General features: G+C 61.2%; 19 protein-coding genes. 12 read left to right on the top strand and 7 right to left on the bottom strand.

Translation table 11 applies throughout. From position 1 onward, the window contains the following. Window position 1: 1 nt before the first annotated feature. Together lpdA and PMI29_RS11680 are read left to right on the top strand one after the other, a co-directional pair. Window positions 2–1,384 carry a dihydrolipoyl dehydrogenase gene (lpdA, locus tag PMI29_RS11675; protein ID WP_007999610.1) on the top strand — a complete coding sequence of 461 codons (1,383 nt, stop codon included), beginning with the start codon at window positions 2–4 and terminating at the stop codon, window positions 1,382–1,384. A 221-nt stretch (window positions 1,385–1,605) separates the two neighbouring features. Then, the gene (locus PMI29_RS11680) at window positions 1,606–2,625 is read left to right on the top strand and encodes a branched-chain amino acid aminotransferase (RefSeq protein ID WP_007999608.1); all 1,020 of its coding nucleotides are present in this window, start codon (window positions 1,606–1,608) and stop codon (window positions 2,623–2,625) included. Window positions 2,626–2,792: 167 nt separating this feature from the next. On the opposite strand, the gene PMI29_RS11685 is transcribed toward PMI29_RS11680, so the two are convergent. Beyond that, window positions 2,793–3,566 (bottom strand): ArsR/SmtB family transcription factor, encoded by a 774-nt coding sequence (locus PMI29_RS11685; protein ID WP_007999605.1) that lies wholly within the window; start codon window positions 3,564–3,566, stop codon window positions 2,793–2,795. A gap of 79 nt (window positions 3,567–3,645) precedes the next feature. On the opposite strand from PMI29_RS11685, the gene PMI29_RS11690 reads away from it, so the two are divergent. Next, complete coding sequence (locus PMI29_RS11690) at window positions 3,646–4,755, top strand: cytochrome P450 (RefSeq protein WP_007999603.1); 1,110 nt, start codon at window positions 3,646–3,648, stop codon at window positions 4,753–4,755. Window positions 4,756–4,780: 25 nt separating this feature from the next. Here PMI29_RS11690 and dmeF read toward each other — a convergent pair whose 3' ends face one another. The 3 genes from dmeF to PMI29_RS11705 all read right to left on the bottom strand — a co-directional run bounded on the left by dmeF (window position 4,781) and on the right by PMI29_RS11705 (window position 6,607). After that, window positions 4,781–5,701 carry a CDF family Co(II)/Ni(II) efflux transporter DmeF gene (gene dmeF / locus PMI29_RS11695; RefSeq protein ID WP_007999600.1) on the bottom strand — a complete coding sequence of 307 codons (921 nt, stop codon included), beginning with the start codon at window positions 5,699–5,701 and terminating at the stop codon, window positions 4,781–4,783. Between the two features lie 13 nt (window positions 5,702–5,714). Next, window positions 5,715–5,990 (bottom strand): metal/formaldehyde-sensitive transcriptional repressor, encoded by a 276-nt coding sequence (locus tag PMI29_RS11700; RefSeq protein ID WP_033052493.1) that lies wholly within the window; start codon window positions 5,988–5,990, stop codon window positions 5,715–5,717. Between the two features lie 125 nt (window positions 5,991–6,115). Beyond that, a complete protein-coding gene (locus PMI29_RS11705; RefSeq protein ID WP_007999596.1) occupies window positions 6,116–6,607 on the bottom strand; it encodes an MEKHLA domain-containing protein in 492 nt (163 codons plus the stop codon). Between the two features lie 187 nt (window positions 6,608–6,794). On the opposite strand from PMI29_RS11705, the gene PMI29_RS11710 reads away from it, so the two are divergent. Next, the gene (locus PMI29_RS11710; protein ID WP_007999594.1) at window positions 6,795–7,826 is read left to right on the top strand and encodes a D-cysteine desulfhydrase family protein; all 1,032 of its coding nucleotides are present in this window, start codon (window positions 6,795–6,797) and stop codon (window positions 7,824–7,826) included. A gap of 3 nt (window positions 7,827–7,829) precedes the next feature. Here PMI29_RS11710 and PMI29_RS11715 read toward each other — a convergent pair whose 3' ends face one another. Then, window positions 7,830–8,168 carry an FKBP-type peptidyl-prolyl cis-trans isomerase gene (locus tag PMI29_RS11715; protein ID WP_007999592.1) on the bottom strand — a complete coding sequence of 113 codons (339 nt, stop codon included), beginning with the start codon at window positions 8,166–8,168 and terminating at the stop codon, window positions 7,830–7,832. A 173-nt stretch (window positions 8,169–8,341) separates the two neighbouring features. Between PMI29_RS11715 and PMI29_RS11720 the strand changes: the two genes are divergently transcribed. The 4 genes from PMI29_RS11720 to PMI29_RS11735 all read left to right on the top strand — a co-directional run bounded on the left by PMI29_RS11720 (window position 8,342) and on the right by PMI29_RS11735 (window position 12,427). Next, window positions 8,342–9,415: a sensor domain-containing diguanylate cyclase gene (locus tag PMI29_RS11720; RefSeq protein WP_007999590.1), complete on the top strand. Its 1,074-nt coding sequence runs from the start codon at window positions 8,342–8,344 to the stop codon at window positions 9,413–9,415. Window positions 9,416–9,528: 113 nt separating this feature from the next. Next, a complete protein-coding gene (locus PMI29_RS11725; protein WP_007999587.1) occupies window positions 9,529–10,134 on the top strand; it encodes a DJ-1/PfpI family protein in 606 nt (201 codons plus the stop codon). A gap of 185 nt (window positions 10,135–10,319) precedes the next feature. Continuing rightward, window positions 10,320–11,624: an MFS transporter gene (locus tag PMI29_RS11730; RefSeq protein WP_007999585.1), complete on the top strand. Its 1,305-nt coding sequence runs from the start codon at window positions 10,320–10,322 to the stop codon at window positions 11,622–11,624. Between the two features lie 26 nt (window positions 11,625–11,650). Beyond that, window positions 11,651–12,427, top strand: a complete 777-nt coding sequence (locus tag PMI29_RS11735; RefSeq protein ID WP_007999583.1) for a substrate-binding domain-containing protein — start codon at window positions 11,651–11,653, stop codon at window positions 12,425–12,427. On the opposite strand, the gene PMI29_RS11740 is transcribed toward PMI29_RS11735, so the two are convergent. Continuing rightward, the gene (locus tag PMI29_RS11740) at window positions 12,417–13,331 is read right to left on the bottom strand and encodes a LysR family transcriptional regulator (protein ID WP_007999581.1); all 915 of its coding nucleotides are present in this window, start codon (window positions 13,329–13,331) and stop codon (window positions 12,417–12,419) included. The genes PMI29_RS11735 and PMI29_RS11740 overlap by 11 nt on opposite strands. A 256-nt stretch (window positions 13,332–13,587) precedes the next feature. On the opposite strand from PMI29_RS11740, the gene PMI29_RS11745 reads away from it, so the two are divergent. Both PMI29_RS11745 and PMI29_RS11750 read left to right on the top strand, forming a co-directional pair. Further along, the gene (locus PMI29_RS11745) at window positions 13,588–15,396 is read left to right on the top strand and encodes a monovalent cation:proton antiporter-2 (CPA2) family protein (protein ID WP_007999578.1); all 1,809 of its coding nucleotides are present in this window, start codon (window positions 13,588–13,590) and stop codon (window positions 15,394–15,396) included. A 155-nt stretch (window positions 15,397–15,551) separates the two neighbouring features. Further along, on the top strand, window positions 15,552–16,649 hold the full coding sequence (locus tag PMI29_RS11750) for a DNA alkylation repair protein (protein ID WP_007999577.1): 1,098 nt from the start codon (window positions 15,552–15,554) through the stop codon (window positions 16,647–16,649). Between the two features lie 133 nt (window positions 16,650–16,782). Here PMI29_RS11750 and PMI29_RS11755 read toward each other — a convergent pair whose 3' ends face one another. Further along, complete coding sequence (locus PMI29_RS11755; RefSeq protein ID WP_007999575.1) at window positions 16,783–17,685, bottom strand: LysR family transcriptional regulator; 903 nt, start codon at window positions 17,683–17,685, stop codon at window positions 16,783–16,785. A 132-nt stretch (window positions 17,686–17,817) separates the two neighbouring features. Between PMI29_RS11755 and PMI29_RS11760 the strand changes: the two genes are divergently transcribed. Both PMI29_RS11760 and PMI29_RS11765 read left to right on the top strand, forming a co-directional pair. After that, complete coding sequence (locus PMI29_RS11760; protein WP_007999573.1) at window positions 17,818–19,464, top strand: GMC family oxidoreductase; 1,647 nt, start codon at window positions 17,818–17,820, stop codon at window positions 19,462–19,464. A gap of 226 nt (window positions 19,465–19,690) precedes the next feature. Continuing rightward, on the top strand, window positions 19,691–21,167 hold a 1,477-nt coding region (locus PMI29_RS11765), incomplete at its 3' end, for an MFS transporter (RefSeq protein WP_007999571.1).

Here is a 21,167-nt window from a genome sequence, read left to right as displayed (position 1 = left end):
CATGCAAACTCTGAACACCACGCTGCTGATCATCGGCGGCGGCCCTGGCGGCTATGTGACGGCGATCCGCGCCGGCCAACTGGGCATCCCGACCATTCTGGTGGAAGGCCAATCGCTGGGCGGTACCTGCCTGAACATTGGCTGCATTCCGTCCAAGGCACTGATTCACGTCGCTGAGCAGTTCCATCAAACGCAACACCACAGCCAGCATTCGGCTCTGGGCATCAGCGTATCAGCGCCCACCCTGGACATCGGCAAGAGTGTGGAATGGAAGGACGGCATCGTCGATCGCCTGACCACCGGCGTCGCGGCACTGCTGAAAAAGAACAAGGTCCAGGTCGTGCAAGGCTGGGCCAAGGTCATCGACGGCAAAACCGTGGAAGTCGGCGACACGCGTATCCAGTGCGAACACCTGGTGCTGGCCACCGGCTCCAGGAGCGTGAACCTGCCGATGCTGCCGATTGGCGGGCCGATCATTTCGTCCACCGAAGCCCTGGCGCCGACATCCGTGCCCAAGCGCTTGATTGTTGTCGGCGGCGGTTACATCGGTCTGGAACTGGGCATTGCCTATCGCAAGCTCGGCGCCGACGTCAGCGTGGTCGAGGCTCAGGATCGAATCTTGCCAGCCTACGACGCCGAACTGACCCAACCTGTGCACGACGAACTGAAAAAACTCGGCGTGAAGCTTTACTTGAAGCACAGCGTGCAAGGCTTTGATTCACAACAAAATACCTTGCAAGTGCTCGACCCGAATGGCGACACCCTGAACCTGGAAACCGACCAGGTGCTGGTGGCCGTCGGTCGCAAGCCGAACACCCAGGGCTGGAACCTCGAAGCGCTGAACCTGGACATGAACGGCTCGTCGATCAAGATCGACAACCGCTGCCAGACCAGCATGCGCAACGTGTATGCCATCGGCGACCTGAGCGGCGAACCGATGCTCGCGCACCGGGCCATGGCCCAGGGCGAGATGGTCGCCGAACTGATCAGCGGTAAAACCCGCGAGTTCAACCCGACTGCCATCGCCGCCGTGTGCTTCACCGACCCGGAACTGGTGGTGGTCGGCAAGACCCCGGACGAAGCCAAGACCGCAGGTCTGGACTGCATCGTGTCGAGCTTCCCGTTCGCCGCCAATGGCCGGGCCATGACACTGGAGTCGAAAAGCGGCTTCGTGCGCGTGGTCGCTCGTCGGGATAATCATGTGATCGTTGGCTGGCAGGCGGTGGGCGTCGGCGTGTCGGAGTTGTCCACGGCGTTTGCCCAGAGCCTGGAGATGGGGGCGCGGCTGGAAGACATCGGCGGCACCATCCATGCGCATCCGACGCTGGGTGAGGCGGTGCAGGAAGCGGCGCTGCGGGCCCTTGGCCACGCGCTGCACTTCTAACCCGAACCTGTAGGAGCGAGCTCGCTCGCGAAAAACTCAGGACAACGCGGTCATTCAGACGAGGCGCGTTATCGTTGACGTCCATCGCGAGCAAGCTCGCTCCTACAAGGAATGCAATCCGGGCTGCGAAACCGGCCCGGAATGAAGTATTGTTGTGCCCATCCGGAAAAACGTCAGAAGCCTTGAACCGTTTCGGCGGTTGTTAAGTGATAGAGGGTGTCATGGGTAACGAAAGCATTAATTGGGACAAGCTGGGTTTTGACTACATCAAGACCGACAAGCGCTATCTGTCGTACTGGCGCAATGGCGAGTGGGACAAAGGCACCCTGACCGAAGATAACGTGCTGCACATCAGCGAAGGCTCCACTGCCCTTCACTATGGCCAGCAATGCTTCGAAGGCATGAAGGCCTATCGCTGCAAGGACGGCTCGATCAACCTGTTCCGTCCGGACCAGAACGCCCTGCGCATGCAGCGCAGCTGCGCCCGCCTGCTGATGCCGTTCGTCGAAACCGAGCAATTCATCGAAGCCTGCAAACAAGTGGTCCGCGCCAACGAGCGTTTCATTCCGCCGTACGGCACCGGCGGCGCGCTGTACCTGCGCCCGTTCGTGATCGGCGTGGGTGACAACATCGGCGTGCGCACCGCGCCGGAATTCATCTTCTCGATCTTCTGCATCCCGGTTGGCGCCTACTTCAAGGGCGGCCTGACCCCGCACAACTTCCTGATCTCCAGCTACGACCGCGCCGCGCCACAAGGCACCGGTGCCGCCAAGGTCGGTGGCAACTACGCCGCCAGCCTGATGCCGGGCTCCCAGGCCAAGAAGGCGCATTTCGCCGACTGCATCTACCTGGACCCGCTGACCCATACCAAGATCGAGGAAGTCGGTTCGGCCAACTTCTTCGGGATCACCCACGACAACAAGTTCGTGACCCCGAACTCGCCATCGGTACTGCCGGGCATCACCCGTCTGTCGCTGATCGAACTGGCCAGGTCCCGCCTGGGTCTGGACGTGGTCGAAGGCGACGTGTTCATCGACAAGCTCGCCGACTTCAAGGAAGCCGGTGCTTGCGGTACCGCGGCAGTGATCACGCCAATTGGCGGCATCAACTACAACGACCACCTGCACGTGTTCCACAGCGAAACCGAAGTCGGCCCGATCACCCAGAAGCTCTACAAAGAGCTGACTGGCGTGCAAACCGGCGACATCGAAGCGCCAGCGGGCTGGATCGTCAAGGTTTGACCTGACGCCAGACGTACAAAAGCCCTCCATCGGGTGACCGATGGGGGGCTTTTTGTTTGCATTGTACTGGCGAATCCACCACTCCCCCCCTGTGGGAGCGGGCTTGCTCCGGGCGGCGATCCGACGAAGGCAGTATGTCAGTCACCACAGAAACAACCGGAAAAATACTATTGATCGTTAACGGATACACCCGGCGTGGTCGGAGCTGCTGCAAGCGGTGATCTTTTGCCGTTGCCTTCAACCAGCAGCGGCAACTCAACCCCAAACCGCCCCGCCATCTCCTTGCGCCCCAACGCCGTCAGCCCCAACGCACGACTGTCCAGATCCTGCGTCACCCACTTGCGCTTGAGCGCCGTTTGCAACAACGCCGCCCCTAGCGATCCACCCAAGTGCGGCCGGCGCATGCTCCAGTCCAGACACGGGCAGGCAAAGCGACGGCGCAACGTGCTCAAGTCCTGTACCTCGATCCCAAGCCCTTGAACCATTGCCGAACCACTGTCACTCAAGCGATAGGCCTGTTCGTCGGTTTCCACAAGCCAGCCCGCTTCAAGCATCCGGTCATGCAACAGCACGGCCAGGGTGCCCGCCATGTGGTCGTAGCAGGTGCGGGCAAATTGCAGGCGGTCCGGGGTACGCGACTGGAAGCCCGGCGCGGTGTTCTGGCCGATCACCATCAGTGCTTCCAGGGCCTGGGCCACACGTTTGTCCGCCAGGCTGTAATAGCGGTGACGTCCCTGAACGTGTAGCCGTACCAGTGCCAGTTCCTTGAGTTTGGCCAGGTGGGCACTGGCAGTCGACGCGCTGACTTCGGCCACCGCCGCCAGTTCGGTGCTGGTGCGAGCGTGGCCGTCCATCAGTGAGCAGAGGATTTTCGTCCGCGCAGGCTCCGCGATGGCTGCCGCCACTTGCGAGACTCCGACGTCGTGTTGTTCTGCGCTCATATTTCGCTCCCGGACGAATCAATGCCCTTTCGGACTGGAGATAGTAGCAACACTTTCCAACAACAAAAGGCTGTGACCCATGGACCCGATCATCGCTGCGACCCATGCCGATCCCTATCCCTACTACGCACAACTGCGCGCCGGGGGTGGGCTGGTTTTTCATCCGGGGCTGAACATGTGGGTGGCCAGCAGCGCCCGGGCGGTGGCCGCCGTGCTGGCTCATCCCGATTGCCACGTTCGCCCCGCGCAGGAGCCAGTCCCCAAGGCGATTGCCGATGGCATGGCCGGCCAGGTGTTCGGTCAACTGATGCGCATGAATGAAGGTGAACGCCAGCGTTGCCCGCGGTCGGCGATTGCGCCAGGGCTGGAGTTGATCGATACGCGGGAAGTCGCAGCCCTGGTCAGCGCCCGATTGATGACCGCGGATGCCGCTGGTCTGTACAACGCCATGTTTCGTGGACCGGTGTGCGTGGTGGCGGCGTTGCTGGGTTTCACCCCGGCTCAGGGCCGCGCCATCAGCGAGTTGACGGCAGACTTCGTCGCCTGCCTGTCGCCCTTGAGTGCCGCGGCACAATTGACCGCCGCCCATGCTGCCGCCGAACAACTGAGCGGTTACTGTGTCGAGCTTCTGGCCGACCCGGACAACCACAGCCTTCTGCTTGCAGGCATCCGCCAGCGCTTCGCGTCCGGCGCGCCGCAAACCCTGATCGCCAACCTGACCGGCCTTTTCTCCCAGACCTTCGAGGCCACTGCCGGGCTGATCGGCAACACCGTGCTGGCATTGATTCAACATCCGTCGTTGCGCAGCGAATCAACAAATATCGAAGACCTGCTGGCCGAAGTGCAGCGCTTTGACCCGCCGGTACAGAACACCCGTCGCTTCGTCGCCACCCCCTGCGAGATTGACGGGGTGAAGCTGAATGCCACAGACGTGATCCTGGTGCTACTGGCCTCGGCCAATCGCGACCCGCTGCTCAACGACAACCCCGACGCATTCCTGCTCGACCGTCCGAACCGGCGCAGCTTCACCTTCGGTGCGGGGCGCCATCAATGTCCGGGGCAATTGCTGGCGTTGAGCATTGCTGGCGCGACGCTCAAGCAGTTCCTGGCAATGGAGCCAGCATTGGACCAGCTGAAACGGGAATACCGCCCCTCCACGAATGGACGGATTCCGCTGTTCAGTGATTGACCGATGGTTCAGTCGTGAAAGCCGCTCAAGCTGTGCGGTGTTCGATGGTCAGGTGAGACAACTCATGAACCGGCGCCAGGCGCTCGCGAATGGTATCGGCACTGACATTGGCCGCCGCCACAACGCTGACAATCGCGGCCCGCGCCTGGGGGCCGACCTGCCAGACATGCAGATCGCTGATGCGCACATCGTCCGACGACTCGAGCAGTTCACGAATCTCGTCGGCGACATGTGTATCCGTGACATCAAGCAACACCGCTGCGCTGTCACGCATCAATCCAACAGCCCATTTCGCGATCACGATGGCGCCCACAATGCCCATCACCGGGTCCAGCCACACCCATCCCAGATAGCGCCCTGCCAGCAATGCGGCAATCGCCAGCACCGAAGTCAAGGCGTCGGCCAGCACATGGACATAGGCCGAGCGCAGGTTGTTGTCGTGATGATGGCCGTGGTCATGGCTGTGATCATGGCCATGATGACCGTGGTCGCCCGCCAGCAAAAAGGCACTGGCAATGTTCACCGCCAGCCCCACCACCGCAATCACTGTCGCTTCGGTGAATGCCACTGTCGTTGGCTGAAACAGACGAAAAACCGATTCCCCGGCAATGCCGATCGCTACCAGCCCCAGCACCATGGCCGAGGCAAAACCCGCTAGGTCCCCGACCTTGCCGGTGCCGAAGCTGTAACGCGCGTTGTTGGCATTGCGCCGTGCGAATCCATAGGCCGCCGCAGCAATGCCCAAGGCCCCGGCATGGGTGGCCATGTGAAAACCATCGGCCAGCAACGCCATGGAACCGGTGATGTAACCGGCGGCAATTTCGCCAATCATCATCACAAACGTCAGCGCCACCACCCACAAGGTGCGACGGGCGTTTTCATCATGGGAAGCGCCGAGAAACACATGGTCGTGTGAAAAACGCGAAGCCTGCGGTGTCAGTGCCATAGGATTCGGGCCTCTATTTGGCATAACGACGGATGGCCAGCAACAGGTCTTCCACACCCTGGGCGCGTTCTTCGTCGCTGAGATCTGGATGCGCCACATGCTCGCGGGCGTGGGCGTCGATGAACTGATCCAGCAAGCCATTGACCGCGCCCCGGATAGCGGCCACCAGATGCAGGGTCCTGGCGCAATCGGCATCGGATTCAAGCGCTCGCTCCACGGCTTCCACCTGACCGGCAATCCGCCTCACCCGCTTGATCAAGTCATCTTTGTGTTCGTGAATGTGCGACATACCCATACCCATACCCCCTACCCCTATATGGCACCTATGTTCGCCGATAGAGCGCAGCCAGGCAAGGCATAACCATGCGATTGGTCGGTTTGGAGAGACATCGATTTTCGCTAACCGGTTGGCCGCTAAACGTTTGGGTTCATCACCCCCAACTGCCCAACCCGCCCCGCATCCGGCCAGAACAAAGCCGCCTGCCCCTGACGCACACCCATCGAATCCACCAAGGTCCACACCTTGCCTTCATGAATCATGAAGGCATTACCTTCCCGATCGACCCGATAGCCACTGTAACCGTGAGCAATGCCATTGGCCGTGACCTGCTCCAGCAGGGCCTGGCGCAGGGCGCGGTCCAGTGGCGAGGCGCTGAAGCGCGAGGGCATGCCCAGAAATTCCGAGCGTGGGTACTTGAAGCAGGCCAGTGCCTGTTCATTGGCGTAAAAGAACAGAGGGTCGTCTTCAGTGCCGTGGGCCAACAGACTGTAGGGCGCGTGGGCGTGCAGCCAGTGCAGGCGTTCAAGTCCGGTCAGCGACTGCGGGGCTGGCAGGTGTTCGCCGGTCCAGTGCCGATAGGACTCGTCCAGCAGTTCAATGGCTGTGGCGTATTCGTAGGTTGGCAACCTGCCCTCTCCTCTTCATATCGTGGTTTCGAGCCCGGTCCAGACTATCCAATGCGGCCTGGAAAGTCCTGCTGCCGGGCGGGATTAGTTACACCGGGTTAAAACAGTCATGACTTGCAGTGCGTTTATCCCGCCTGCCTTTCTCCATAGAGTCACCTTGACCATGGTGAACAACGAGGCTCGATTGATGCAAACCCAACTGGACAAGTCACTGAGTGTTTTTGCGCGGGCTGACCTGCTGCAAGGTCCCACGCCCATTCAACGGGCTGCGCGACTCGAACAGCTGCTGGGCTTGGACAAGCAGGGTATCGGCCTGTTTCTCAAACGCGACGACCATATGTTGATCGGCGCGGGCGGCAACAAGCTGCGCAAGCTTGAATTCCATATCGGCGCGGTGCTGCAAGCCGGGATCGATACGATCATTACCGTGGGCGGTATTCAGTCCAACCATGCCCGCCTGACCGCCGCGGTGTGCGCACGGTTGGGCATCGCCTGCGAGTTGTTCCTGACCCGGGCCGTCGCCAAAGCCGAAGTGGATTACGAACTCAACGGCAACGTGCTGCTCGACCAGTTGTTCGGCGCGCAGATGCAAGTGTTTGCCGGCGGCACCGACTCACTGGCCAAAGCCGAGGCCCGGGCTGCGCAGCTTCGGGATTCCGGGCGCAAGGTCATGGTGCTGCCGACAGGTGGTTCGACCCCCTTGGGCAGCCTCGGCTATGCCCGCTGTACAGCGGAAATCGCGCAGCAAGAGGCAGAGTTGCAACTCACGTTCAATCAAGTGGTGGTACCCAACGGCAGCGCCGGGACGCATGCCGGGCTCGCGGCGGGTTTCCATTTGCTTGGCCGGGGTACGTCCGTGGTCAAGTCGTTCTCGGTGTTGTCCGACCAGGACTCATCGGCGACGAGAACCCTGCAATTGACCCGAGAGACATTGGCGCTATTGGGCGATAGCGCCGAGGTGCAGGCTGCCGAGGTTGTGATTGACGGCAGCCAGCTGGGTCCCGGCTATGGTCTGCCAACCGCCGCCATGCAGGACGCAGTACGCCTGATGGCGCGTGCCGAAGGCCTGTTGGTCGATCCGGTGTACTCCGGCAAAGCCTTTGCGGGTTTGCTGGCCGACCTGCAGCAAGGGCGCTTCGGTCCCGGGGACAATGTGCTGTTCGTCATGACCGGCGGTACACCCGGCCTGTACGCGTATCGGGAAACGTTTCAGGCCTGACGGTCAATCATCCCGCGTCAGCACTTCCAGCAATTCAATTTCGAAGATCAGGTTCGAATTCGGCGTGATCTTGCCCATGGTACGTTCGCCATAGGCCAGATGCGCCGGCACCAGCAACTTGCGCTTGCCACCGACCTGCATGCCCATGATTCCCTGATCCCAGCCCTTGATCACACGTCCGGTGCCGATCACGCACTGGAAGGGTTTGCCACGGCTGTAGGAAGAGTCGAATTCGGTCCCGTCCTCCAGCCAGCCACGGTACTGGGTGGTGATCAGTGCGCCTTTGATGGCGGCTTTTCCGTCACCCACCTGTAGATCGATTACCTGAAGCTCGTCGTTCATTGATTTCACTCGTATGCTCACTCGCCCTCAAGGGCCTGACGGGCGCCGTTTTCCCAGATTTGCTTTCGATTGGCAACCATTGCCGCCTCCGCGCGCGGCATTTAAAGCTGTTTGCTGAACTAAAATAATCAACAATTACCCGCACGGTTCACCGCCCTGATGGCCACCCCCAAATGATCTTGCTCTGGACCAGTGTCATCCTTGGTTCAACGACGTTCACCCTGATCGTCGCGCTGGTCTGGCGCGTACGTTCGTTGCAAAAGCAACTGGCCGAATATCGCAGCATCGTCACCCGTCTGTCCGAAGGCCGGAACATCCACCAGGATGGCGACGCCGAGCGCTTCAAGCGCAGCCAGTATTTCGCACGTATTGGCACTTGGGATTGGGATGTCGACACCGACCGGTTGTACTGGTCAGATGCAATTTTCGGCATGTTCGGCTTCAAGATCGGCGAAGTAACGCCCTCTTATGCACTGTTCTGCTCCTGCGTGCATCCGGACGACCGACGCAGGGTTCGGGCCGGCGAACTGCGTTGCCTGGAAACCGGTGAAAACCATGATGAGGAATACCGCGTGGTCTGGCCCGACGGAACGATCCGCTGGCTGCGGGAAACCGGTAACGTGGTCAAGAATGACCACGACCGAACGATCAAGATGATGGGCGTGGTACGCGACATCACCGAAGAAAAGGCCTCGGCCAACTACCTCAAGCACCTGGCCCATTACGACCCGCTGACCGGCCTGCCCAATCGCCTGGTGCTCGAAGAGCGCCTGTCCGAAGCGCTGGAACAGGCGCGCATCAGTGCCACGCGGGTGGCACTGGTGTTTGTCGACCTCAATGGTTTCAAAGCCATCAACGACCGCTATGGTCATGCGGCCGGCGACCGCGTGCTGGTCACTACCGCCACGCGGCTCAAGCGCATTCTGTGCGGCACCGACACTGTCGCCCGGATCGGCGGCGACGAATTCGTGGTCATCCACCAGGGACTGCCCCAAGGCAAATGCCTGCAGGACGAAGCGCGCACGATCTGCCAGAAAATCTTCGTCGAACTCTCCCCGCCCGTCACCATCGGCAACGACCAGCGCCATATCGGCACCAGTCTCGGCGTCGCGGTGTTCCCCGATCATGCGCCGAGCATTGACCGCTTGCTGCACATTGCCGACCTGGCGATGTATGAGGCCAAGCGCAGCGGAAACAATCAGTATCGGTTGGGCACCGACAGCGTGGTGCGGGCACACAGCGAATAGCGCTTCGTGCCGGGGCGCGATACATGACTGTTATCATGATAATCTTTCGAACTGTACCGGCACCATCGAGCGGCGCCCGGGTAGGCTGCTCAAAAACCCCATCGGAGTTCGCCATGCACATCGCCATTCTGACCTTTGACGGTTTCAACGAACTGGACTCGCTGATCGCCTACGGCATGCTCAGCCGGGTTTCCCTGCTCGGGGACAAGGATTGGCGCGTGAGCATCGCGTCGCCGACGCGGCGGGTCACGTCAATGAACGGTTTAACCCTCGATGCGCACATTGATCTTGCCGAGGCCTGTCAGGCGGATGCGGTGCTGGTGGGCAGTGGCCGCAAGACCCGGGAAGTGGCCGCCACCCCCGGGATCATGGAGCAACTGCAATTCGATCCCGCACGCCAACTGCTGGCGGCCCAGTGTTCCGGCACCTTCCTGCTGGCCAAACTCGGCCTGCTCGGCGATGCCCCGGCCTGCACCGATGCCATCAGCAAACCCTGGGTGCTGGAAGCCGGCGTCAATGTCGTCAACCAGGCGTTCCATGCCAACGGCAATATTGCCACCGCGGGTGGCTGCCTGGCGTCGCCGTACCTCGCGGCCTGGATCCTGGCCCGGTTGAAAGGCCGCGAAACAGCCCGGGAAGTGCTGAACAATTTCGCCCCGGTGGGTGAGAAGGATGAGTATGTGGCCCGGGGGATGGCGCATATCCAGGCGTTTATCTGATCGTTCAGCCATCCAGCCTGACGCAGGCACAGCCCTCTCCCTGGATGCATTGATCCACTTTGCACATCAATACATGCCAACAATGCAATTAACATATTGATGCCCCTGCTCCACTATCCGCCCCAATAAGAACCGTGCGCCGCGTCCTGTCGGCGCACGTCATAAAAGCGGTGGAGTACACGTCAATGACAGCATCAATCCAACGGCCCGCGACTGCCGGTCGCTCCCGGGCCAGTGCGATTTTCCGGGTCACCTCGGGCAACTTCCTCGAGCAGTTCGACTTCTTCCTTTTTGGCTTCTATGCCACGCAGATCGCTGCCGTGTTCTTTCCGGCCAGCAGCGAATTCGCCTCGCTGATGATGACCTTCGCGGTGTTCGGCGCAGGCTTTCTGATGCGTCCGTTGGGCGCGGTGGTGCTGGGTGCCTATATCGATGATGTGGGCCGACGCAAAGGGTTGATCGTGACCCTGTCGATCATGGCCAGCGGCACGATCCTGATTGTGCTGGTACCCGGTTACGAAACCATCGGTTTGTTCGCCCCGGCCCTGGTGCTGATCGGACGCTTGTTGCAGGGCTTCTCGGCCGGTGCGGAATTGGGCGGCGTGTCGGTGTATCTCGCCGAAATCTCCACGCCCGGCCACAAGGGCTTTTTTACCAGTTGGCAGTCAGGCAGCCAGCAAGTGGCGATCATCGTCGCCGCCGCGCTGGGTTACGCCTTGAACCAGTGGATGGCACCGAGTGCGATTGCCGAGTGGGGCTGGCGGATTCCGTTTTTCGTCGGCTGCATGATCGTGCCATTCATCTTTCTGCTGCGCCGCAACCTGGAAGAAACCGAAGAGTTCGCCACCCGTAAACACCGCCCGAGCATGGGTGAGGTGTTCCGCACCCTGGGGCAAAACTGGCTGATCGTGTTCGCGGGCATGATGATGGTCGCCCTGACCACCACCGCGTTCTACCTGATCACGGTGTACGCGCCGACCTTTGGTAAAACCGTGTTGCACCTGAGCACGTCCGATGCGCTGCTGGTGACATTGCTGGTCGGGGTCTCGAATTTCATCTGGCTGCCGATTGGCGGCGCACTTTCGGACCGTATCGGTCGACGCCCGGTGTTGATCGCCATGGCCTTGCTGGCCATCGCCACCACCTACCCGATGCTGACCTTTCTGGTCAATGCGCCGAGCTTCATCCATATGCTGTTGGTGCTGTTGTGGCTGTCGTTCATTTACGGTCTGTACAACGGCGCGATGATCCCGGCGCTGACGGAAATCATGCCAGTGGAGGTTCGGGTGGCCGGTTTCTCCCTCGCTTATAGCCTGGCCACGGCCGTGTTCGGCGGGTTCACCCCGGCGATGTCGACCTGGCTGATCCAGTACACCGGCGACAAGGCTGCACCAGGTTACTGGATGAGTTTCGCAGCACTGTGCGCGCTGTGCGCGACGCTCTTGCTCTATCGCCGAGCCTCGAATCATCTGCAGCCGGTGGCGTCGTGAACCAGTCTTTTATCGAGAACATGACCATGAAAAAACAGTTCAGTTTTGCCGCGCTCGCGCTGGTGGCCACCCTGGGATTGAGCGGCATTGCCCAAGCTGAAGAAATCCGTGTGATGACCTCCGGCGGCTTCACTGCGGCCTACAAGATCCTCGGGCCGAAGTTCACCGCCGCCACCGGCAACACCCTCGACACCGCACTCGGTCCATCCATGGGCAAGGCACCAGAGGCGATTCCCAATCGCCTGGCCCGCGGAGAGCAAGCCGACGTGGTGATCATGGTCGGCTACGCACTGGACGATCTGATCAAACAAGGCAAAGTCGATCCCGCTTCAAGAGTCGAACTGGCAGATTCGCGCATTGGCCTGGTCGTGCGCGAAGGGGCACCGAAACCGGATATCAGTAACGTCGAGGGCCTGAAAAAGACGCTGCTCGATGCTAAATCAGTGGCCTACTCCGACAGCGCCAGCGGCGTGTACATCGAACAGCAGCTGTTCAAACGCCTGGGTATCGAAGACCAACTCAAGCCCAAGTCGACCATGGTTGCGAAAATCCCCGTGGGCTCGGTGGTTGCCACTGGCGATTATCAACTGGGCTTCCAGCAAGTCAGCGAATTGTTGCCAGTGCCGGGGGTGAGTTTCGTGGCGAAGATTCCGGAGTCAGTGCAATCGGTGACCCGGTTTGCCGCCGGCATCCCGGTAGGTGCCCAGCACCCGGCCGAAGCCAAAGCCTTGCTGGAATACCTGGCCTCGGCCCAGGTTCAACCGGATGTGAAGGCGACCGGACTGGACTCCGTCAGCCGCTGACCGACGGCTGTACGACTTTCATCTCTACCACCAGCCGTTCCAGCTCCAGTGCCGCCGGGGTCAGGGTTCGACCCCGGCGCTTGATCAGACCGACGCTGCGCATTACCTGCGGATTGGTCAACGGGACCCGCGTCAGGATCGGATGATCCGCTGCCGGCATCGCCATCAGCGGCACCGCCGCTACGCCCAACCCAGCCTCCACCAGTCCGATCATGGTGGTTACGTGCCGGGTTTCGCAGATGCTCGGCCGTTGCGGCACTACGCCGGTCAATGCCTGATCCAGCAGAAAACGGTTGCCCGAGGTTTTATCCAGCGAGATGTAATCCTGCTGATAGAACTCGTCCCAGGTCACACTGCTACGCCCCGCCAGCGGATGATCGCGCCGGCACGCCACTACATACCCCTCTTGCACCAAGGGCTCGAAATCCACTTCGGCTTCCAGCGTGCCCATGAAACTCAGGCCGAAATCCGCTTCGCCATTGACCACCGCACTCAACACTTCGTGGGCACTGGAATCGAGCACCTTGACCTTGATCCGCGGAAACTGGCGGTGATAGTGCGCGATCACCCTCGGCATGAAGTAATACGCCGCCGACGGCACGCAGGCGACCGTGACGTGGCCAAGACGGGTCGAAGCGACTTCGCTGATGCCCAGCAACGCCACATCCAGATCGTCCAGCAGGCGCTCGACGCTGGGCATGAAACCTCGTCCTGCCTGGGTCAGGCTGACCTTGCGCGTAGTACGTTCGAACAGTCGCACACCAAGGGCGTCTTCGAGTTTTTCGATGCGCCGGCTCAAGGCGGGCTGGGAAATACGCACCGTATCGGCAGCCTTGCGAAAGCTGCCCTGCTCGACCACGGCACGGAAGGCTTGCAGGTCATTGAGGTCGAAATTGATGGCCATGGGGATTACTCGGGGACAACAGGTCGATTGATCCGGTTATTCTATGAATGTAACTAATTGATGCAAAGCTTTGTTGACTGGACGTCCGCAATCGTCGGAACGCCGCCCGGAGCGAGCTTGCTCCGGGCGGCGTTCCGACGATGAGGCCGGCAGATTCGCTATCAATCTGCGTGGCGGACCACGCTCGCAGTGGATCTTCACAGAACCCAGCCTTTATCCTTGTCACCCCCGCAGTACCGAGTTCTGGAGTTTTCCCATGCCCCATGAAGGCAACCTGCTACAAGCCGCTGTCGTGTTTCTGATGGCGGCCGTGCTCATCGTTCCACTAGCCAAGCGCCTGCAACTGGGGGCGGTTCTGGGCTACCTGTTTGCCGGGGTGATCATCGGCCCGTCGGTGCTGGGCCTGATCGACAACCCGCAAAGCGTCGCGAACATTTCCGAACTCGGCGTGGTGTTGCTGCTGTTCATCATCGGCCTGGAGCTGTCGCCGCGCCGCTTGTGGGTGATGCGCAAATCAGTGTTTGGCGTAGGTCTGGCGCAAGTGTTGCTGACCGGCACAGTGATTGGCGTGGTGGCGTTGTGGCTGTTTGGCCAGCCGTTGAACACCGCGATCGTCCTCGGCCTGGGCCTGGCGCTGTCATCCACGGCATTCGGCCTGCAAAGCCTGGCTGAACGCAAGGAACTGACCAGCCCCCACGGGCGGCTGGCGTTTGCGATTCTGTTGTTTCAGGACATCGCCGCGATCCCCTTGATCGCCATGGTGCCGCTGCTTGCCGGTGGCGATCACAGCACCACCGCCAGCGAAGACCTGAACCACGGCCTGCAGGTGTTGTTCAGCATTGCAGTGGTGGTGATCGGCGGGCGTTATCTGCTGCGGCCGGTGTTTCGCGTGGTGGCCAAAACCGCGTTACCAGAGGTCTCCACCGCCACGGCGTTGCTGGTAGTGATCGGCACGGCGTGGCTGATGGAGCTGGCTGGAATTTCCATGGCCCTGGGCGCCTTCCTCGCCGGCCTGCTGCTGGCGGATTCCGAGTATCGCCATGAACTGGAAGCGCAGATCGAACCGTTCAAAGGCCTGTTGCTGGGGCTGTTTTTCATCAGCGTCGGCATGGGTGCGAACCTGAGCCTGTTGCTGAGCATGCCGATCGCGGTGCTGGGCCTGACCCTGCTGCTGATCGCGATCAAACTGCCGCTGCTGTTTATTGTCGGTCGCCTGGCCGGGGGCTTGAAGAAGGTCAGTGCAATCCGCCTGGGCATCGTGTTGGCGGCCGGTGGTGAATTTGCCTTTGTGGTGTTCAAGATCGGTCGCGATCACGGGCTGTTCGCGGCAGAACTGTATGACTTGCTGGTGCTGACCATCACCCTGTCCATGGCCGTGACGCCGCTGTTGCTGCTGCTTTGCGCACAGTTGGTCAGCCCGAAAGTGCAACCGGTGGAAGTGCCGGAGAAGTTCCGCGAAATCGACGCCGACGCGCCACGGGTGGTGATCGCTGGCATGGGCCGCATGGGTCAGATCGTTGCGCGGATTTTGCGTGCGCAGAACATCAAGTTCGTGGCCCTCGACACGTCGGTGGAAACCATCGAACTGTCCCGCAGTTTTGGTGGCGTGCCGGTGTTCTACGGCGACCCGATGCGCCCGGAGATCCTCAGCGCAGCCAAGGTCGGGGAAGCCGAGTATTTCGTGATCGCCACCGACGACCCGGACACCAACATCAAGACCGCCGAACTGGTGCGCAAGCTCTACCCGCACATGAAAATCATCGCCCGTGCCCGTAACCGCCAGCATGTGCACCGGCTGATGGACGTCGGCGCTCACGCCGTACGCGAAACCTTTTATTCGAGCCTGGAAATGAGCCGGCAAACCCTGATCGGCCTGGGCCTGACCCAGGCCCAGGCCGATGCGCGGATCAAACGATTCAAGCAGCACGACGAAGTGGTACTTGAAGCCCAGCACGCGGTGTATGACGACGCCGTGAAAGTGATGCAGACGGCGCAGGAAGCGCGGGTCGAACTGGCGAAGCTGTTTGAGTCGGATCAACTGCAGGAGCAAGCGGGCAAGACATGAGGTGACTATTCGGGCCCCATCGTCGGAACGCCGCCCGGGGCAAGCCCGCTCCCACAGGGATTGCGGGCGACCGATTTACCCTGTGGGAGCGGGCTTGCCCGCGATGAACGATGACGCGGTGCATTGGATAAACAATCATTTCAAAGGAATCCACCATGGCTGACGAGTCCTCCCCCGCCCTCAAGGAAATCTTCAACGCCGAGCGCCTCCAGCACATCGCCACCGAGATGACCGCGGTCTATCCGCCATTCGAGGCCACGCGCTTCCTGAAGCTGGCCCAATCCGGCCTGGCAGAGCTCAGCGTCATGCAGCGCATGGCCCGGGTCAGCGAATGCCTGCACGCCCTACTGCCCCTGGACTACGAGGCGTCGCTGGAGGTGCTGCGCGCCCTCGCCCCGCGCCTGAACAGCGGCTTTGTCAGCATGTGCCTGCCGCATTACGTCGCCAGTTATGGCACCCATGCGTTCGACGTCTCGATGGATGCCTTGAAGTACTTCACCGCTTTCGGCTCCTCGGAATTCGCGATCCGCCATTTCTTGCGCAGCGACCTCGATCGATCGTTGAAGCTGATGCATGACTGGTCGCTGGATGACAACGAACACGTGCGGCGCTTGGCCAGTGAAGGTTGCCGCCCGCGCCTGCCATGGTCGTTTCGCCTGGAGCAGGTTCAGGCCGACCCTCGCCTGGCCTCGAAGATCCTCGACAACCTCAAGGCCGACACCAGCCTTTATGTGCGCAAGTCCGTGGCCAACCACCTCAACGACATCACCAAGGATCACCCCGACTGGGTGCTGGACAGGATCGAAGGCTGGTCGCTGGACAACAGGCACAGCGCATGGATCGCCAAACACGCCCTGCGCAGCCTGATCAAACAGGGCAATCAGCGGGCACTGGCGATTATCGGCGCGGGCGGCAAACCCGAAGTCGAGATCGTCGATGTGAAAGTCGAACCGCCGGTGATTGGCCTGGGAGAAAAAATCACCCTGTCGTTTGCCGTCAAGTCCACCGTTCAAAGCAGCCAGCGACTGGTGATCGACTACGCCATCGATTACGTCAAGGCCAACGGCAGCACCTCGGCGAAGGTGTTCAAGCTCAAGGCACTGACGCTGCCCGGTCACGCCAGCGAAGTCGTCAGCCGTGGTCAGCAGATCAAGGAGCTCACCACTCGCCGGCATTATGCCGGGCGCCATGCCGTGCATATCATGGTCAATGGCGAGCGGTTGGCCAGCACCGCGTTCGAGATTCTTGCTTGAACCTCAAGATGGATATTGGATGTACCGCCGCCTTCGCGGGCAAGCCCGCTCCCACAGGGATATTGGGTGTTCCTGGGACTTGTGTCTGGATGCAATCCCCTGTGGGAGCGAGCTTGCTCGCGATGGCGGCAGTTCAGGCACCGCGAGCAACGGCCCCCAACAACAACCCCTGCTCCCGCTCACACAACTCCACCACATAATCCCACAACACCCGCAACCGCACCGATTTGTGCAGCTCCCGGCGAGTGCTGATCCAGTAGCTGCGCTGGATGCTTTCGTCCGGCAGCAGCGGCACCAGGCGCGGGTCTGCACTGGCCATGTAACACGGCAGCACCGCGATCCCCAGACCTGAGCGCGCAGCCTGCTGCTGGGCGATCACGCTGGTACTGTGAAACACCACCCGCGGGTTGCGGCAGAAGCTGTTGAGGAACATCAGTTCCTGGCTGAACAGCAAATCATCGACGTAGCCAATCCACGCATGGCGCCCCAGGTCCTCGCGATTGCGCAATGGCGGTGACCGGTCGAGGTAGTCCTGGCTGGCATACAACGCCAGGCGATAGTCGGTGAGTTTGCGGGTGACCAGCATGTCGGCGGCCGGGCGCTCCAGGTGGATGCTGATTTCCGCCTCGCGGTTGAGAATGCTGACAAAGCGCGGCACCGCCACCAGCTCCACTTCCAGCCCCGGGTAGCGTTCGAACAAGCCGTTCATGCGACTGGCGAGAAACATGATGCCCAGCCCTTCAGTCACGCCGACGCGGATCTTGCCCAGCGGCGCGGTGGATTGGGTGATTTCCTCCTGGGCCAGCAGCGCCACGTTCTCCATCGCCTCGGCGTGTTTAAGCAACGCCTCGCCAGCCGGGGTCATCTCATAACCCTGGGCATGCTGGACGAACAACGCCGTACCGAGGCTCTTTTCGATCGCCTCGATGTGCCGCGCCACAGTGGCATGGGTGGTGTTCAGGCGGCGGGCGGCCGTCAGCAAACGCCCGCTGCGCTGCAATTCGAGAAAAAACCGCAGGTCATTCCAGTCGAACATGAATCGTCCTTGTTCTTTGCCGTTCGGGATGCTGTTTAAAAACGCACAGCGGCTGCGCAAAAACTAACATTCTTTTGACGAAAGCTAACAACTAGGATGACAGACAACAAGAACAACAAAACGAGGTCAGGGATGCAGCCTTCCGTTGATGAATACGACTACATCGTGGTCGGGGCCGGGCCGGCCGGGTGTCTGCTGGCCAATCGACTGTCGGCCAGCGCACAGCATCGCGTGTTGCTGCTCGAAGCCGGTGGCCGCGATAACTACGCATGGATTCACATCCCCGTGGGTTACCTGTTCTGCATCGGCAACCCGCGCACCGACTGGTGCTTCAAGACCGAAGCGCAAACGGGGCTGCAAGGTCGCGCCCTGAGCTACCCTCGCGGCAAGGTACTGGGCGGCTGCTCCTCCATCAACGGCATGATCTACATGCGCGGCCAGGCCGCGGACTACGACCGCTGGGCCGCCGACGGCAATCCTGGCTGGAGCTGGCAAGACGTGTTGCCGCTGTTCAAGCAGAGTGAAAACCACTTTGCCGGCGCCGCCGAATTTCACGGCGCCGCAGGCGAATGGCGAGTCGAACGCCAGCGCCTGTCATGGCCGATTCTCGACGCCTTCCGCAGTGCTGCCGAACAAAGCGGCATCGCCAGCATCGATGACTTCAACCAGGGCGACAATGAAGGTTGCGGCTATTTCCAGGTCAATCAGAAGGCTGGCATCCGCTGGAATGCGGCCAAGGCGTTTCTCAAACCTGTGCGTCAACGTCCCAATCTCACTGTGCTGACCGGTGTCGAAGTCGACCGCGTGCTGCTGGACAATGGCCGCGCATCTGCAGTCAGCGCCCGCTGGCAAGGCGAGGCGAAAACCTTCAAGGCGCGCAAGGAAATCATCCTCTGTGCCGGCTCGGTCGGTTCGCCAGGCATCCTGCAACGCTCCGGCATCGGCTCGCGTCCGCTGCTGGAGCGGCTGGGCATTGGCGTCGCCCATGAGCTAGCCGGTGTCGGTGGCAACCTGCAGGATCACTTGCAACTGCGGCTGATCTACAAGCTGGAAAATGCCCGCACCCTGAACCAGATTGCCGGCAGCCTGTGGGGCAAGATGGGCATGGGCCTGCGCTACCTGTATGACCGCAGCGGCCCGCTGTCCATGGCGCCGAGCCAGTTGGGCGCCTTTGCCCGCTCCGGGCCGGAACAGACTTCAGCAAACCTTGAATACCACGTGCAACCGCTGTCGCTGGAGCGCTTTGGCGAGCCGCTGCATGCGTTCCCGGCGTTCACCGCGTCGGTTTGCGATCTGCGTCCGCAAAGCCGTGGCCGGGTGGACATCCGCTCCGCCAATCCGCAAGAAGCACCGCTGATCCAACCCAATTACCTGAGCCATCCGGAGGACTTGCGCATCGCCGCCGACGCCATCCGCCTGACCCGCCGCATCGTCTCCGCGCCGGCCCTGCGCGCATTCAACCCGGTGGAGTACCTGCCCGGCGACAGCCTGCAAAGCGAAGAGCAACTGCACGAAGCCGCCGCGCGAATCGGCACCACGATTTTCCATCCGGTGGGCACCTGCCGCATGGGCAACGACGCCGACGCCGTGGTTGATGCGCAACTCAAGGTCCATGGCATCCCCGGCCTGCGCATTGCCGATGCCTCGATCATGCCGCGCATCACCTCGGGCAACACCTGCTCACCGACACTGATGATTGCCGAGAAGGCTGCACAAATGATCCTCAATCCCGCCACACGGAGCATCACACCGACAATGGAATTGATCGCACACCCCTGAATCCTGTGCGCCCCCTGTAGGAGCGAGCTTGCTCCGGGCGGCGTTCCGACGATGGTCGTCAACGATAACGCTGCAAACCTGACACACGTGCGCTTTCAGGTTCATCGCGAGCAAGCTCGCTCCTACAAGTAACGAGTACACCCGATACATCGCAGTAGCGGCACCAGCCCACAAGGCCGGCGCCAACAGTGGAACAACAAAAACAATCACTGAGAGGGATACCGGTATGTCAGAACACGTTCAGTCCCTGGAAGCCGTGCGTAGCGCGGGCACCAGTCAGGAAACCCAGAAAGTCATCTTCGCCTCGTCCCTCGGGACGGTCTTCGAGTGGTACGACTTTTTCCTCTATGGCGCCCTCGCGGCGGTGATCAGCAAGCAGTTCTTCGCCGGGGTCAACGACACCACGGCGTTCATCTTTGCGCTGATGGCCTTCGCCGCCGGCTTTATCGTCCGGCCGTTCGGTGCGCTGGTGTTCGGCCGGTTGGGGGACATGATCGGGCGCAAGTACACCTTCCTCGCCACCATCATCCTCATGGGCCTGGCGACCTTCTGTGTCGGGTTACTGCCGACCTACGCCAGCATCGGCATCGCCGCGCCGATCATCCTGGTGGTGTTGCGCATGCTCCAGGGCCTGGCCCTGGGCGGTGAATACGGCGGCGCCGCGACCTATGTCGCCGAGCACGCGCCCATCGGCAAGCGCGGCTTCCACACCAGCTGGATTCAATCCACTGCGACCCTGGGCCTGCTGCTGTCGCTGCTGGTGGTGCTGGGCTGCCGTTACTTCACCGGCGATCAGTTCGAAGTCTGGGGCTGGCGCATTCCGTTCCTGTTTTCCATCGTGCTGCTGGGCATCTCCACCTGGATTCGCCTGAGCCTGCACGAGTCGCCGGCCTTCGTGAAAATGAAAGAGGAAGGCAAGCTGTGCAAACAGCCGATTCGCGATTCCTTCGGCAAATGGGAAAACCTCAAAGTGGTGTTGATCGCGCTGTTCAGCATCAATGCCGGGCAAGCGGTGACCTTCTACGCCGCGCAGTTCTATGTGCTGTTCTTCCTCACCCAGTTCCTGAAAATGGACCCGGCCGTGGCCAACGGTCTGCTGATTGTCAGCGTGACCATTGGCGCACCGTTCTTCATTTTCTTTGGCTGGCTGTCGGACAAGGTCGGGCGCAAACCGGTGCTGATGATCGGCCTGCTGTTGGCCACCGCGCTGTACTTCCCGATCTTCAAGACCCTGGCCCACTACGCCAACCCGGCCATCGACCTGGCCAGCCGCCAGGCACCGATCACCGTGATGGCCGACCCGGCCACCTGCACTTTTCAGTTCGACCCGGTGGGCAAGGCGAAATTTGACAGCCCGTGCGACAAGGTCAAGACCTTCCTGGTCAAGCAGGGTTTGCCATACCAGAGTGCTGTCGCACCGGCCGGCAGTGGCGTGCAAGTGAGCGTCGGTGACGTGCAGATCGATGGTTTCGACGAAGCCGCCTTGCGCGGCGCCGTGACCCTCGCCGGTTACCCGCAACAGGCGGACATGCAGCAGATCAACAAACCGATGATCGTGGCGCTGATTGTCGCGCTGATCATCATCTCGGCCATGTGCTACGGCCCGCTGGCGGCGTTGATGGTCGAACTGTTCCCGACCCGCATCCGCTATACCTCGATGTCCCTGCCCTACCACATCGGCAACGGCTGGTTCGGCGGCTTCC

This window comes from Pseudomonas sp. GM49, assembly GCF_000282355.1.
Lineage (GTDB): Bacteria > Pseudomonadota > Gammaproteobacteria > Pseudomonadales > Pseudomonadaceae > Aquipseudomonas.
The sequence above is the reverse complement of the archived record's forward strand: the minus strand, read 5'-3'. Positions and strand labels throughout refer to the sequence as shown.

Coding starts and splice junctions, on each gene's coding strand:
- lpdA (WP_007999610.1), top strand. CDS start 2: ATGCAAACTCTGAACACCACGCTGCTGATCATCGGCGGCGGCCCTGGC.
- PMI29_RS11680 (WP_007999608.1), top strand. CDS start 1,606: ATGGGTAACGAAAGCATTAATTGGGACAAGCTGGGTTTTGACTACATC.
- PMI29_RS11685 (WP_007999605.1), bottom strand. CDS start 3,566: ATGAGCGCAGAACAACACGACGTCGGAGTCTCGCAAGTGGCGGCAGCC.
- PMI29_RS11690 (WP_007999603.1), top strand. CDS start 3,646: ATGGACCCGATCATCGCTGCGACCCATGCCGATCCCTATCCCTACTAC.
- dmeF (WP_007999600.1), bottom strand. CDS start 5,701: ATGGCACTGACACCGCAGGCTTCGCGTTTTTCACACGACCATGTGTTT.
- PMI29_RS11700 (WP_033052493.1), bottom strand. CDS start 5,990: ATGTCGCACATTCACGAACACAAAGATGACTTGATCAAGCGGGTGAGG.
- PMI29_RS11710 (WP_007999594.1), top strand. CDS start 6,795: ATGCAAACCCAACTGGACAAGTCACTGAGTGTTTTTGCGCGGGCTGAC.
- PMI29_RS11715 (WP_007999592.1), bottom strand. CDS start 8,168: ATGAACGACGAGCTTCAGGTAATCGATCTACAGGTGGGTGACGGAAAA.
- PMI29_RS11720 (WP_007999590.1), top strand. CDS start 8,342: ATGATCTTGCTCTGGACCAGTGTCATCCTTGGTTCAACGACGTTCACC.
- PMI29_RS11725 (WP_007999587.1), top strand. CDS start 9,529: ATGCACATCGCCATTCTGACCTTTGACGGTTTCAACGAACTGGACTCG.
- PMI29_RS11730 (WP_007999585.1), top strand. CDS start 10,320: ATGACAGCATCAATCCAACGGCCCGCGACTGCCGGTCGCTCCCGGGCC.
- PMI29_RS11735 (WP_007999583.1), top strand. CDS start 11,651: ATGAAAAAACAGTTCAGTTTTGCCGCGCTCGCGCTGGTGGCCACCCTG.
- PMI29_RS11740 (WP_007999581.1), bottom strand. CDS start 13,331: ATGGCCATCAATTTCGACCTCAATGACCTGCAAGCCTTCCGTGCCGTG.
- PMI29_RS11745 (WP_007999578.1), top strand. CDS start 13,588: ATGCCCCATGAAGGCAACCTGCTACAAGCCGCTGTCGTGTTTCTGATG.
- PMI29_RS11750 (WP_007999577.1), top strand. CDS start 15,552: ATGGCTGACGAGTCCTCCCCCGCCCTCAAGGAAATCTTCAACGCCGAG.
- PMI29_RS11755 (WP_007999575.1), bottom strand. CDS start 17,685: ATGTTCGACTGGAATGACCTGCGGTTTTTTCTCGAATTGCAGCGCAGC.
- PMI29_RS11760 (WP_007999573.1), top strand. CDS start 17,818: ATGCAGCCTTCCGTTGATGAATACGACTACATCGTGGTCGGGGCCGGG.